Genomic DNA, 12,901 nt, shown 5'->3' on the forward strand with positions numbered 1-12,901 from the left:
AGCCCTCGTATTTATTTGCTGAATGCTGCCTGGAAGACAGCGACCAGCGCATCGTTCTGCGACTGGGTCAGCGTGTGACCTTTTGGATCGATAAACTGCAGGCTACTGCGGTTATCAAGGTCACCGACCTGAATTTTGTAGTCACCGGAGGCAAGCTGAGGATCTTTCGCACCCAGTTCCTGCCACGCGCTGTCGGAGAGCGGCTTATAGGTTGCCGTTATGCTGCCGGTTGAGCGGGTGCTGTCAGTGACTTTCATGCCCACTTTTTCCAGCGTCGCTGGCAGACGCTGCCAGGTCTGGTTAAACGGTGCGCGCACCACCAGCATTGGCAGGCCGGTATCATCCGCGCCGCTCTGGACATCGAAGGTTACACCGTTGCGGCTCTGTGCGGCGTTGGCGGCATCGGTCGCGGTTTTATCCAGACCTGCGGCAATCACGTTCAGCATTTCGGTGCTGTAACGCTGCAGGGACGAGGCATCCGCAACCGGTTTACCCGCCTGCTCCAGGTTCAACAGCTTAACGTTGACCGCCTGCTGGTAACCCTGTGGTTTTACGGAGACTTGATAGCGACCGCGGTACTGCTGATCTTCATCCAGACGGTTCCATTCGATCCAGTCGGTGGTTAACGTCTGGCTGGCGTCATCGCGTTTATCGATGGTGTAGTTCTTCGACTGAATAACGCTGACAACCTGTGGCCACAGCGTGCTACCGCGCGCGCTCTCAACCATCAGAGACGCGGTATCACCGGTGAACTGGGTACGCGCCCCGTTAACCAGCGCCAGAGGCTGTGCTGGTGGACGAATATCAAGCGCTTTACCGACCAGGCCGCTGCCGTTGGTCACGGGAATATTATAATCGCCGTTCTGAATCGGCAGGATCATACCAGCCGGTGCGTGAAGTTCAGCAAGCGGGGTCGCATCCAGATAGGATTCATCACCGCTCACCTGGCGCTTGTAGCGCGAGTCTGAACTACAGGCAGCGAGCAGCATAACAAGCGAAACACTCGCAACCTTCGCCAGGCGCGACTTCTGTACTGAATAAGCCATCAAATCTCCCTAAACTCTACAGCAAACCGGCATGCTTCAGCGCTGCCCTGACGATATCACGACCGTGGTCGGTAATCGGTGTCATTGGCAGACGCAGCGTGTCGGTTGCTACAAGCCCCAACTCCTTACATGCCCATTTCACTGGGATCGGATTGGGTTCGACAAATAATTTATTGTGCAGCGGCATCAGACGCTGATTGATGACACGCGCTTCATCAAAGTGACCGGCCGCGGCCAGTTTGCACATTTCAGCCATGTCGCGCGCCGCAACGTTTGCCGTTACGGAGATCACGCCATGACCACCGAGCTGCATAAAGTCCAGCGCGGTCGCATCATCACCGCTCAACAGGATAAAGTCGTCTGAAACCAGCTCTTTGATCTGATGAACGCGGCTTAAGTTCCCTGTCGCCTCTTTAATACCGATAATATTTTTTACTTCCGAGAGACGGCCAACGGTTTCCGGCAGCATATCGCAACCGGTACGGGACGGCACATTATACAGAATTTGTGGCAAGTCAGTATGTTCAGCGATGGCTTTGAAGTGCTGGAACAAACCTTCCTGAGTGGGACGGTTGTAGTAAGGGGTCACCGTCAGACAGCCGACAATGCCGCTGTCGTTAAAACGTTTAGTCAGGCTGATCGCTTCTGCGGTGGCATTCGCGCCTGTGCCCGCGATGACCGGAATACGTCCGTCAGCCAGTTCCAGGGTCAGCATAACCACATCGCCGTGCTCGTCGTGGCTCAGCGTTGCAGATTCACCGGTAGTCCCTACCGAAACGATCGCCGAGGTTCCATTGGCGACATGGTAATCAATCAGCTTCTTCATGCTAGACCGGCAGACGTTACCTTTTTCATCCATCGGTGTTACAAGCGCGACAATACTTCCCGTGAACATGAGCCATCCTCTGTGCGAACAAGAGTCTCAATGGTACGTTTGGAACTGTAATAAAAGCAAGCGACCTGAGGCCCTCAGGCGGTTGTATGCATGTTTTTTTTATGCTTTCCTTAGGAAGACTTAACCATGCAAAGGAAGAACAGGTTTGACAACCTCATCACAACATTACCTGGTTATCACTGCGCTGGGTGCCGACAGGCCGGGTATCGTGAACACCATCACCCGCCACGTAAGCAGCTGCGGCTGTAATATCGAAGACAGCCGTCTGGCCATGCTCGGCGAAGAGTTCACATTCATTATGTTGCTTTCCGGGACATGGAACGCCATCACGTTGATTGAATCGACCCTGCCGCTGAAAGGCGCCGAGCTGGACTTGCTGATCGTCATGAAGCGCACCACCGCGCGACCGCGTCCAGCTATGCCTTCTACCGTCTGGGTGCAGGTTGAAGTGCCTGATTCTCCGCATCTGATTGAGCGCTTCACCGCGCTGTTTGACAGCCATCAGATGAACATCGCCGAGCTCGTTTCCCGCACACAGCCGGGCGACGCAAGCACGGTTCCCACGCTCTTTATTCAAATTACCGCGCACAGTCCTGCATCACAGGATGCGTCAAATATCGAGCAAGCGTTCAAAGCCCTCTGTACAGAATTAAACGCGCAGGGCAGTATAAGCGTCGTCAATTATTCGCAGCACGAACAGGATGGAGTTGAGTAATGAATCCACTGAAAGCCGGTGACATCGCACCGAAATTTAGCTTACCGGATCAAGACGGCGAGCAAGTAAATTTGACCGACTTCCAGGGACAGCGTGTTCTGGTCTATTTCTACCCGAAAGCCATGACCCCCGGCTGCACCGTACAGGCCTGCGGCTTACGCGACAACATGGATGAGTTGAAGAAAGTCGGCGTGGAAGTGCTGGGTATCAGCACCGATAAACCAGAAAAGCTGTCACGATTTGCTGAAAAAGAGCTGCTGAACTTCACGCTGCTTTCTGATGAAGATCATCAGGTTTGCGAGCAGTTCGGCGTTTGGGGCGAGAAGACGTTTATGGGTAAAACCTACGACGGCATTCACCGCATCAGCTTCCTGATTGACGCTGACGGTAAAGTTGAACACGTGTTTGACGACTTCAAAACCAGCAACCACCACGACGTGGTGTTGAACTGGCTGAAAGAAAGTGCCTGAAAGTGAGTGTCGGGTGGCGGCTTCGCCTTACCCGACCTACAAGGATAAGTCGGCCGGGTAAGCGCAGCGCCACCCGGCTAAACTTACTGCTCTTCTACCGCCGGCACATCCGGCCACGCGTGGACGACCGCTTTAATCAGCGTTGCCAGCGGAATGGCGAAGAACACGCCCCAGAATCCCCACAGCCCGCCGAAAATCACCACCGATAAGATAATCACCAGCGGATGCAGGTTTACCGCTTCGGAGAACAGCACCGGTACCAGCAGGTTACCGTCCAGCCCCTGAATAATCAGGTACACCGCGAAGCAGCTCCAGAACTCGGTCCCCAGCCCAAACTGGAACAACGCCACGCCAACCACCGGAATGGTCACCACAAACGCGCCGATATACGGGATCAGGACCGATAACCCCACCAGCACCGCCAGCAGCAGCGAGTAGTTCAGGCCGAAAATCAGGAAGCCAATCCAGGTGGCGACCCCCACGACAATCATCTCCAGCACCTTGCCGCGAATGTAGTTGGTGATCTGCTGGTTCATCTCTTCCCAGACCTGCCCCGCCAGCCCACGGTTGCGCGGCAGGATACGGCGCACGGCGTTGAGCATCTGGTCTTTATCTTTCACCAGGAAGAAGACCATCAGCGGCACCAGCACAAGGTAGACCGCCAGCGTCAGCAGTCCGACCAGGGACGCCAGCGAGTACTTCACCACTGAATCGCCCATCGTCATGATGCGGGCGCGCATGTTTTCGGCCATCGCGTCGATAATCCCGGCATCCATCAGCGCAGGATAACGGCGCGGCAGCGTGGCGGCGAAATCAGAGAGTTTGTTCAACATGCCGGGCATATCGCGGATCAGGTTGATTCCCTGTTGCCAGGCAACCGGCATCACCACAAAGGCCATCAGTAGCAGGATGCCAACAAACAGCACCAGCACGATGCTGGTCGCCCAGCGGCGGGAACAGCCGATATGTTCCAGGCGCGCCGTGGGCCACTCCAGCAGGTACGCCAGCACAATCGCCACCAGCAGAGGGGCGAGCAGACCGCTAAAGAAGAACAGGATACCGAACCCGGCAACCAGAATAACCAACAAAGCAATGGCTTCCGGGTCGCTGAAGCGACGCCGGTACCACTGCATTAACATTTCGAGCATACAACCCTTCCCTGAATCGAATGGCGGGAGTGAGACGGTGAATTGTATCTAACTGTCACAAAAAAGACTTTCGCTTTTTGTATCCCGATCGCAATCCGCAAAAGCCTGATGAATGGGATTTTCTTCATGCTACAACACGGCTACACTCGCAGGGCAGCAGAGATGAACGATATGCCGGTTCATCGGTCAAATTAGCACATCCAACATACAGGACAGTGGTTATGTTCAGGCAATTGAGAAAAACACTGGTTGCAACACTGATTGCCGCGGTGACGGTCGGTCAGGTGTTGCCCGCTTTTGCTGACTCGTCCGATACATTGCCGGACATGGGCACCACAGCAGGAAGCACGCTCTCTATTGGGCAAGAGATGCAAATGGGGGATTACTATGTTCGCCAGCTGCGCGGCAGCGCCCCGCTGATTAACGACCCTTTGCTGGTACAGTACATAAACGGGTTGGGAATGCGTCTGGTGGCGCACGCCGATTCGGTCAGAACCCCCTTCCATTTCTATTTAATCAATAACGACGAAATCAACGCCTTCGCCTTCTTTGGCGGTAACGTGGTGCTGCATTCGGCGTTATTCCGTTACTCAGACAACGAAAGCCAGCTGGCCTCGGTGATGGCGCACGAAATTTCGCACGTCACGCAGCGTCACCTGGCGCGTGCGATGGAAGACCAGAAACGTAACGCTCCCCTTACCTGGGTGGGCGCACTGGGATCGATTCTGCTGGCGATGGCCAGCCCACAAGCCGGGATGGCAGCGCTGACCGGTACGCTGGCAGGAACGCGCCAGGGGATGATCAGCTTTACCCAGCAGAACGAGCAGGAAGCAGACCGCATCGGCATCCAGGTGTTACAGCGTTCAGGCTTTGACCCGCAGGCCATGCCGAGCTTCCTCGAAAAACTGCTCGATCAGGCGCGTTATTCTTCCCGTCCACCGGAAATTTTGCTCACGCACCCGCTGCCTGAAAGCCGTCTGTCGGACGCGCGTAACCGTGCCAACCAGATGCGCCCGGTCGTGGTCCAGTCTTCGCAGGATTTCTACATGGCGAAAGTGAGAACGCTGGGGATGTACAATTCCGGGCGTAACCAGCTCACCAGCGACCTGCTGGATACCCTGGCGAAAGGCAACGTGCGCGAGAAGAACGCCGCGCAGTATGGTCAGGCGCTCCAGGCGATGGAAGCCAGCAAATACGACGAGGCGCGTAGGGCGCTGCAGCCGCTTCTGGCTGCCGACCCAAACAACCCGTGGTACCTCGATCTGTCGACGGATATCGATCTGGGGCAGAAGAAGCCTGCCGATGCGATTAACCGCCTGAAAGGGGCAAAAGACGTCCGTACCAACCCGGTGCTGCAGCTTAACCTGGCGAACGCTTACTTGCAGGGCGGCCAGCCGGGTGAAGCGGCGACCATCCTGAACCGCTACACCTTTAATAATAAAGACGATCAAAACGGCTGGGATCTGCTCGCTCAGGCGGAAGCCCAGCTCGGCAACCGCGATCAGGAGCTGGCGGCACGCGCAGAAGGGTTTGCCCTGGTGGGGCGACTCGATCAGGCCATTTCCGCGCTCAGTAGCGCCAGCTCGCAGGTCAAACTCGGCAGCCTCCAGCAGGCCCGATACGACGCGCGTATCGATCAGCTTCGCGGCCTGCAGCAGCGCTTCAAGCCGTACGAGAAGATGTAATCAAGGAGAATTCACGTCATGACAGACGCCGTAAAAATTTACCACAACCCGCGCTGCTCCAAGAGCCGCGATACCCTGAGCCTGCTGAAGTCTAACGGCGTGGAGCCGGAGGTGGTGCTGTACCTCGACACCCCACCGGACGCGCAGACCCTCCGCCAGCTGCTGCATATGCTGGGCATGGGCAGTGCGCGGGATCTGATGCGCAAGAAAGAAGATCTGTATACGTCGCTTAACCTGGATGACAGCCGTCTCTCCGAGGCTCAGCTGATACAGGCGATGGTTGAAAATCCAAAGCTGATTGAGCGCCCGATTGTCGTGGCGAACGGCCAGGCGCGCATTGGACGCCCGCCGGAAGACGTGCTCGAGATCCTCTGATGGTTTCGCCCGGTGGCGCTGCGCTTAGCGGGCCTACGGGTACCATATGTAGGCCGGGTAAGGCGCAGCCGCCACCCGGCACAACTATAGCTTCAGAATATCTTTCACAAACGGAATGGTCAGCTTGCGCTGGGCGGTAATGGAGGCGCGATCGAGCTGATCCAGCGTGTCAAACAGCGTACGCATTTCACGATCCAGCCGCTTCAGCAGGAAACGGCCCACGTCTTCCGGCAGCTCAAAGCCGCGCTGCTTTGCACGCAGCTGTAGCGCCTGAAGCTTATCTTCGTCCGACAGCGGCTGAAGCTTATAGATTTGGCCCCAGTCCAGGCGAGACGCCAGATCCGGCAGTCCCAGATTCAGCTGGCGAGGCGGACGATCGCCGGTGATCAGCAGCCGGGTTTTGCCCGATTCCAGAATGCGGTTGTAGAGGTTAAAGATCGCCATTTCCCACGGCTCATCCCCCGCCACGCATTCGATGTTATCGATGCAGACCAGGGAGAGATGTTCCATCCCCTCCAGCACGTCAGGGACAAACCAGGTTCGTTTATCCAGCGGCACATAGCCTACCGCATCACCGCGCGCAGAGAGCTCCGCGCAGGCGGCATGCAGCAGGTGGCTGCGCCCCGCGCCTTCGCGTGACCAGATATAGATGTATCCGCTGTGTTCCTGACGCAGCACGTTTTGCAGTGCAGCCAGTAAAGAGGGGTTATCACCCGGCCAGAAACTCGCAAACGTTTCGTCGTCAGGGAGATAGAGTGGCAGAGAGAGCTGTGCCGGTCCGTTCAGAAGTACCTCAACCAGATCTGACATAAAATCGGCATGGAGTTTAACACGGAACCTGCAAGGAGAGAACCGGGCGGATCGTCCGCCCGGTTATAGGATCAGTGTGACGCTTTTTCGCTTTCGTCAGCGTCCAGCACCACCTCTTCCGGACGGATCACGGAGATCAGCTTGAAAATCAGGCTCAGGCCCACGCCGACGATGGTTGCCAGCGCCATGCCTTTCAGCTCGGCCGCGCCGATGTGCACCTTCGCGCCGCTCACGCCGATAATCAGGATCACCGACGTCAGGATCAGGTTCTGCGCCTTGCTGTAATCCACTTTAGATTCAATCAGCACGCGAATACCGGAGGCACCAATTACTCCGTACAGCAGCAGAGACACGCCACCCATCACCGGAACCGGGATGATCTGAATCGCTGCAGCCAGCTTGCCGACGCAGGAGAGCAGAATGGCAATGATCGCCGCGCCGCCGATAACCCAGGTGCTGTAAACGCGGGTAATCGCCATCACGCCGATGTTTTCACCGTAGGTGGTGTTTGGCGTAGACCCAAAGAAACCGGAGATGATGGTGGAGAAACCGTTCGCAAACATGGAGCGGTGCAGGCCCGGATCGCGGATTAAATCGCGCTTAACGATGTTCGCCGTTACCACCAGGTGGCCGACGTGCTCCGCAATCACCACCAGCGCCGCAGGCAGAATGGTGAAGATCGCAAACCATTCGAAACGCGGCGTGTAGAAGGTTGGCAGCGCGAACCAGTGCGCCTCGGCAATCGGGGTGGTGTCCACCACGCCCATCACGAAGGAGAGCGCGTAGCCCGCCAGCACGCCGATCAGGATCGGGATAATCGCCATAAAGCCGCGGAACAGCACGGAGCCAAACACCGTTACGCCCAGCGTTACCAGCGAGATGATAATGGTTTTGGAATCCGGTGACTGGCCGTCAGCAGGCAGCAGACCGGCCATATTCGCCGCCACGCCCGCCAGTTCGAGACCGATGACGGCCACGATGGCGCCCATCGCCGCTGGTGGGAACATCACGTCCAGCCAGCCGGTCCCGGCTTTCTTCACGATGAAGGAGACCAGGCAGAACAGCACGCCACACATGATAAAGCCGCCCAGCGCGACCTCATAACCCAGCGGCAGCAACAATAACACCGGAGAGATAAAGGCGAAGCTCGACCCGAGATACGCCGGGATTTTGCCTTTACAGATAAAGAGGTACAGCAGCGTACCAATGCCGTTGAACAGCAGCACGGTTGCCGGGTTAATGTGGAACAGGATTGGCACCAGCACGGTTGCGCCAAACATGGCGAACAGGTGCTGCAAACTAAGCGGGATAGTCTGTAAAAGCGGCGGTCTTTCACTCACCCCGATAGCACGGCGCGTCATAGTGTTTTCCTCTGAGTAGTATCGTTGTTGGTGTTTTATTCAAAAAAAAGCCGACTATCAAAGTCGGCTTATTTATCGTTATTCGATTATTTCGTACCAAAGATCTTATCGCCGGCATCGCCGAGCCCCGGGATGATGTACCCGTGCTCGTTCAGGCCCTGGTCGATAGAGGCGGTATACAGCTCAACGTCCGGGTGCGCTTTTTCCAGCGCCGCGATCCCTTCCGGTGCCGCAACCAGCACCAGCACTTTAATGCTGCTGCAGCCCGCTTTTTTCAGTAGGTCGATAGTGGCAATCATTGAACCGCCGGTTGCCAGCATCGGGTCAACCACCAGCGCCATACGCTCGTCGATGTTGGACACCAGCTTCTGGAAATAAGGAACCGGCTCGAGGGTTTCTTCGTTACGGTAGATCCCCACCACGCTGATGCGCGCGCTTGGCACGTGCTCCAGCACGCCTTCCATCATGCCGAGACCGGCACGCAGGATAGGCACGACGGTAATTTTCTTACCTTTGATCTGCTCAACCTGTACTGGACCGTTCCAGCCTTCGATGGTGACTTTTTCCGTTTCCAGATCAGAGGTCGCTTCGTAGGTCAGCAGGCTGCCGACTTCAGAGGCCAGTTCGCGAAAACGCTTCGTGCTGATGTCATGCTCACGCATCAGGCCCAACTTGTGTTTAACGAGTGGGTGTTTCACTTCCACAATCTTCATTCTCTTTCTCCTCTGAATGGCATCCGCAAAAAAATCGCGGGATTATACCGCTTTTTTCGGATTAGGCCATACCCATGTTGTTTGATGTACATCAATCAAAAACAAAAAAGCCAGAAGCTGGGCTCCGGCTTGGGTGCGGGGTTCTGCCGGGTGGCGCTAACGCTTACCCGGCCTACACATCCCGTAGGCCCGGTAAGCGCAGCGCCACCGGGCAATTATAGCTGCTCCCCGTTGCTCGCGATCACCTGCTTATACCAGTCGAACGATTTCTTCTTGCTGCGGTTCAGCGTGCCGTTTCCTTCATTGTCTTTGTCGACAAAGATAAAGCCGTAGCGTTTTTTCATTTCACCGGTACCGGCAGACACCAGGTCGATACAGCCCCACGGGGTATAGCCCATTAGGTCTACGCCATCTTCCACCACCGCTTTTTTCATCTCGCGGATGTGGGCGGCCAGGTAGTCAATGCGGTACTGGTCGTTCACCGTGCCGTCGCTCTCCTGTACGTCGATTGCGCCAAAGCCGTTCTCAACGATAAACAGCGGCAGCTGGTAGTGATCCCAGAACCAGTTGAGGGAGTAGCGCAGCCCCACCGGGTCAATCTGCCAGCCCCAGTCGGATTTCTGCACGTACGGGTTGGAGACCAGGCTCTTGCTCTCGTCATAGTCCAGCTGCGGGTTGTCCGCCGTCGCCTTGGTGGCGAAGGACATATAATAGCTAAACCCGATGTAATCCACGCAGCCCTGCGTCAGCGCGGCTTTATCTTCTTCGGTGATATCCAGCGTGAAGCCGCGACGTTCGAAGTAGTTGAGCAGATGCTGCGGGTACTTGCCGCGCACGTGCACGTCGGTGAACCAGTAGCGGCGGTGCATGGCGTTCATCGCCATCATCATGTCGTCCGGCGCGCAGGTCAGCGGGTAGATTGGGCACATGGCAATCATGCAGCCGATCTGCAGGGACGGGTTAATCTCGCGCCCCGCCTTCACCGCCAGCGCGCTGGCCACCAGCTCATAGTGCGCGGCCTGGAACATCACCGGCTCACGGTCTTCGCCCTGCGCGTACTTCAGCCCGGAGTTGGTGAACGGCGCAAAGTCTTCATGGAAGTTGGCCTGGTTGTTGATCTCGTTAAAGGTCATCCAGTACTTCACTTTATGCTGATAGCGCTGGAAAACCACTTTTGCAAAACGAACGAAGAAGTCGATCAGCTTACGGTTGCGCCAGCCGCCGTATTCGGTGACCAGGTGGAAAGGCATCTCGAAGTGAGAGAGGGTAATAACCGGTTCGATGCCGTACTTCAGGCATTCGTCGAACAGGTCGTCATAGAATTTCAGGCCAGCCTCGTTCGGCTCACGCTCGTCCCCTTTCGGGAAAATGCGCGTCCAGGCGATAGAGGTGCGGAAGCATTTGAACCCCATCTCGGCAAAGAGTTTGATGTCTTCTTTATAGCGGTGGTAGAAATCGATGGCGTCATGGTTAGGGTAATTTTTCCCCGGCAGCACGCCGTTGGTGATTTCACGCGGCACGCCATGCGCGCCTGCAGTCATGACGTCGGCTACGCTTACGCCTTTACCCCCTTCTTTCCAGCCGCCTTCCAGCTGGTGCGCCGCAACCGCACCGCCCCACAGAAAATCTGCTTTAAATCCTGACATTCGCTTTCCCTCATTCTGCGTTAATTTCTGCAAAAACAATTACAGAAACCGGTTTCAGTTGAATGATGTGCAAAGCCGTTTCGGGTTGCAAGGAGAATACCGAAACCGGTTTCATTTTCGTGAACAGACGCAAGTTTGGGCGCACTGGCAGGCTGCGCGTAAAAAAAGATCCTCTCGCCGAGAATAGGCTCGCAAACGTTTGCCTGGACTGTTAGAATTGCGCCGATTTTTCTTACTAGCTATGCAATCGCGTGGGGATTTAAGCCGTGACCAACAAAACTTCTCTCAGCTACAAAGATGCCGGTGTTGATATTGACGCAGGTAATGCGCTGGTTGACCGAATCAAAGGTGTGGTGAAAAAAACCCGCCGCCCGGAAGTGATGGGTGGTCTGGGTGGATTCGGCGCACTGTGCGCGCTGCCGCAAAAATATCGTGAACCTGTTCTGGTCTCGGGAACTGACGGTGTAGGCACCAAACTGCGCCTGGCGATGGATTTAAAACGTCACGACACGATCGGTATCGATCTGGTCGCGATGTGCGTGAATGACCTGGTGGTTCAGGGCGCAGAGCCGCTGTTCTTCCTCGATTACTACGCGACCGGCAAACTGGACGTGGATACCGCAGCAAGCGTGATCAACGGTATCGCCGAAGGGTGCCTGCAGTCTGGCTGTGCGCTGGTCGGCGGTGAAACCGCGGAAATGCCGGGCATGTATCACGGCGAAGATTATGACGTCGCAGGCTTCTGCGTCGGCGTAGTAGAAAAATCAGAAATTATTGACGGCAGCAAAGTGGCGGATGGCGATGTGCTGATCGCGCTGGCCTCCAGTGGCCCGCACTCCAACGGCTACTCCCTGGTGCGTAAAATCCTCGAGGTGAGCGGTTGCGACCCACAGACGACCGAGCTTGAAGGGAAACCGCTGGCTGACCATCTGCTGGCCCCAACCCGCATCTACGTGAAGAACGTGCTGGAACTGATCGAGAACGTTGACGTGCACGCTATTGCCCACCTGACCGGTGGTGGCTTCTGGGAAAACATCCCGCGCGTGCTGCCGGACAACACCCAGGCGGTGATCGACGAGTCCTCATGGCAGTGGCCAGCGGTCTTTAACTGGCTGCAGACCGCAGGCAACGTGAGCTCTCACGAAATGTACCGCACCTTTAACTGCGGCGTGGGCATGGTTATCGCCCTGCCGGCAAGCGAAGCGGATAAAGCGGTCAAGCTGCTGACCGAGAAAGGTGAAAACGCGTGGAAAATCGGTACGATTAAAGCCTCCGATTCCGAACAGCGTGTGGTCATTGAATGAAAAACATCGTGGTGCTCATTTCCGGCAACGGAAGCAATTTGCAGGCCATCATAGACGCCTGCAAGCAGAAGAAAATCAACGGCACCATTCGGGCAGTATTCAGCAACAAGGCCGACGCGTTCGGCCTTGAGCGCGCGCGGGAAGCGAACATCCCCGCGCACGCGCTGGAAGCCAGCCAGTTCGCCGGGCGTGAAGCCTTTGACCGCGAGCTGGTTCAGGAGATTGATGCCTACGCGCCGGACGTCGTGGTGCTGGCGGGCTATATGCGCATTCTGAGCCCGGCCTTTGTCGCGCACTACGCCGGACGTTTGCTGAATATTCACCCTTCTCTTCTGCCGAAATATCCCGGCCTGCACACCCATCGTCAGGTTCTGGAAAACGGCGATGAGGAGCACGGCACCTCCGTGCATTTCGTGACCGACGAGCTGGACGGCGGTCCGGTGATCCTGCAGGCCAAAGTCCCGGTCTTTGACGGCGACAGCGAAGAAGACGTGACCGAACGCGTGCAGACCCAGGAGCATGCCATTTACCCGCTGGTGGTAAGCTGGTTTGTCGACGGGCGTCTCGAAATGCGCGACGGCGCAGCCTGGCTGGATGGCGTGAAGTTACCCCCGCAGGGTCATGCTGCCGAAGAGTAGTCTCTTTGAATTGCCCGGCGGCGCTTCGCTTGCACGGGCCTACGATCCCGTAGGTCGTGATAAGCGCAGCGCCCCCCCTCCCCCAACCCTCTAAA

General features: G+C 56.6%; 13 protein-coding genes. 6 read left to right on the top strand and 7 right to left on the bottom strand.

Annotated elements, in window-relative coordinates; translation table 11 throughout:
- Nucleotides 1-11 precede the first annotated feature (11 nt).
- Together bamC and dapA are read right to left on the bottom strand one after the other, a co-directional pair.
- Nucleotides 12-1,046 carry an outer membrane protein assembly factor BamC gene (gene bamC, locus ABFV38_RS16060; RefSeq protein ID WP_028016136.1) on the bottom strand — a complete coding sequence of 345 codons (1,035 nt, stop codon included), beginning with the start codon at nucleotides 1,044-1,046 and terminating at the stop codon, nucleotides 12-14.
- Between the two features lie 16 nt (nucleotides 1,047-1,062).
- Nucleotides 1,063-1,941: a 4-hydroxy-tetrahydrodipicolinate synthase gene (gene dapA / locus ABFV38_RS16065; protein ID WP_008501633.1), complete on the bottom strand. Its 879-nt coding sequence runs from the start codon at nucleotides 1,939-1,941 to the stop codon at nucleotides 1,063-1,065.
- A 145-nt stretch (nucleotides 1,942-2,086) separates the two neighbouring features.
- On the opposite strand from dapA, the gene ABFV38_RS16070 reads away from it, so the two are divergent.
- Together ABFV38_RS16070 and bcp are read left to right on the top strand one after the other, a co-directional pair.
- Entirely contained in the window at nucleotides 2,087-2,656 is a 570-nt protein-coding gene (locus ABFV38_RS16070) for a glycine cleavage system transcriptional repressor (protein WP_023325845.1), read from the top strand.
- The gene (gene bcp, locus ABFV38_RS16075) at nucleotides 2,656-3,126 is read left to right on the top strand and encodes a thioredoxin-dependent thiol peroxidase (RefSeq protein ID WP_008501635.1); all 471 of its coding nucleotides are present in this window, start codon (nucleotides 2,656-2,658) and stop codon (nucleotides 3,124-3,126) included. The genes ABFV38_RS16070 and bcp overlap by 1 nt, the downstream gene beginning before the upstream one ends.
- An 83-nt stretch (nucleotides 3,127-3,209) precedes the next feature.
- On the opposite strand, the gene ABFV38_RS16080 is transcribed toward bcp, so the two are convergent.
- Complete coding sequence (locus ABFV38_RS16080) at nucleotides 3,210-4,274, bottom strand: AI-2E family transporter (RefSeq protein ID WP_045908583.1); 1,065 nt, start codon at nucleotides 4,272-4,274, stop codon at nucleotides 3,210-3,212.
- Between the two features lie 221 nt (nucleotides 4,275-4,495).
- Here ABFV38_RS16080 and bepA point away from each other — a divergent pair, with 221 nt between their 5' ends.
- Nucleotides 4,496-5,959 carry a beta-barrel assembly-enhancing protease gene (gene bepA, locus ABFV38_RS16085; protein WP_348957563.1) on the top strand — a complete coding sequence of 488 codons (1,464 nt, stop codon included), beginning with the start codon at nucleotides 4,496-4,498 and terminating at the stop codon, nucleotides 5,957-5,959.
- An 18-nt stretch (nucleotides 5,960-5,977) separates the two neighbouring features.
- Nucleotides 5,978-6,334, top strand: a complete 357-nt coding sequence (gene arsC, locus ABFV38_RS16090) for an arsenate reductase (glutaredoxin) (RefSeq protein WP_032675303.1) — start codon at nucleotides 5,978-5,980, stop codon at nucleotides 6,332-6,334.
- A gap of 84 nt (nucleotides 6,335-6,418) precedes the next feature.
- On the opposite strand, the gene ABFV38_RS16095 is transcribed toward arsC, so the two are convergent.
- The 4 genes from ABFV38_RS16095 to ABFV38_RS16110 all read right to left on the bottom strand — a co-directional run bounded on the left by ABFV38_RS16095 (nucleotide 6,419) and on the right by ABFV38_RS16110 (nucleotide 10,864).
- Nucleotides 6,419-7,120 carry a DnaA inactivator Hda gene (locus ABFV38_RS16095; RefSeq protein WP_213014348.1) on the bottom strand — a complete coding sequence of 234 codons (702 nt, stop codon included), beginning with the start codon at nucleotides 7,118-7,120 and terminating at the stop codon, nucleotides 6,419-6,421.
- Nucleotides 7,121-7,215: 95 nt separating this feature from the next.
- Nucleotides 7,216-8,505 (bottom strand): uracil permease, encoded by a 1,290-nt coding sequence (gene uraA / locus ABFV38_RS16100; RefSeq protein ID WP_032646790.1) that lies wholly within the window; start codon nucleotides 8,503-8,505, stop codon nucleotides 7,216-7,218.
- 86 nt (nucleotides 8,506-8,591) lie between these two features.
- Nucleotides 8,592-9,218, bottom strand: a complete 627-nt coding sequence (gene upp / locus ABFV38_RS16105; RefSeq protein ID WP_008501641.1) for a uracil phosphoribosyltransferase — start codon at nucleotides 9,216-9,218, stop codon at nucleotides 8,592-8,594.
- 215 nt (nucleotides 9,219-9,433) lie between these two features.
- The gene (locus ABFV38_RS16110; protein ID WP_348957564.1) at nucleotides 9,434-10,864 is read right to left on the bottom strand and encodes a 6-phospho-beta-glucosidase; all 1,431 of its coding nucleotides are present in this window, start codon (nucleotides 10,862-10,864) and stop codon (nucleotides 9,434-9,436) included.
- Nucleotides 10,865-11,130: 266 nt separating this feature from the next.
- Between ABFV38_RS16110 and purM the strand changes: the two genes are divergently transcribed.
- Complete coding sequence (gene purM / locus ABFV38_RS16115) at nucleotides 11,131-12,168, top strand: phosphoribosylformylglycinamidine cyclo-ligase (RefSeq protein ID WP_025758936.1); 1,038 nt, start codon at nucleotides 11,131-11,133, stop codon at nucleotides 12,166-12,168.
- Entirely contained in the window at nucleotides 12,165-12,806 is a 642-nt protein-coding gene (gene purN / locus ABFV38_RS16120; protein ID WP_021241814.1) for a phosphoribosylglycinamide formyltransferase, read from the top strand. Before purM ends, purN begins: the two co-directional genes overlap by 4 nt.
- Nucleotides 12,807-12,901 lie beyond the last annotated feature (95 nt).

The organism is Enterobacter cloacae complex sp. Mu1197 (genome assembly GCF_040059225.1).
GTDB classification, from domain to species: Bacteria; Pseudomonadota; Gammaproteobacteria; order Enterobacterales; family Enterobacteriaceae; genus Enterobacter; species Enterobacter quasiroggenkampii.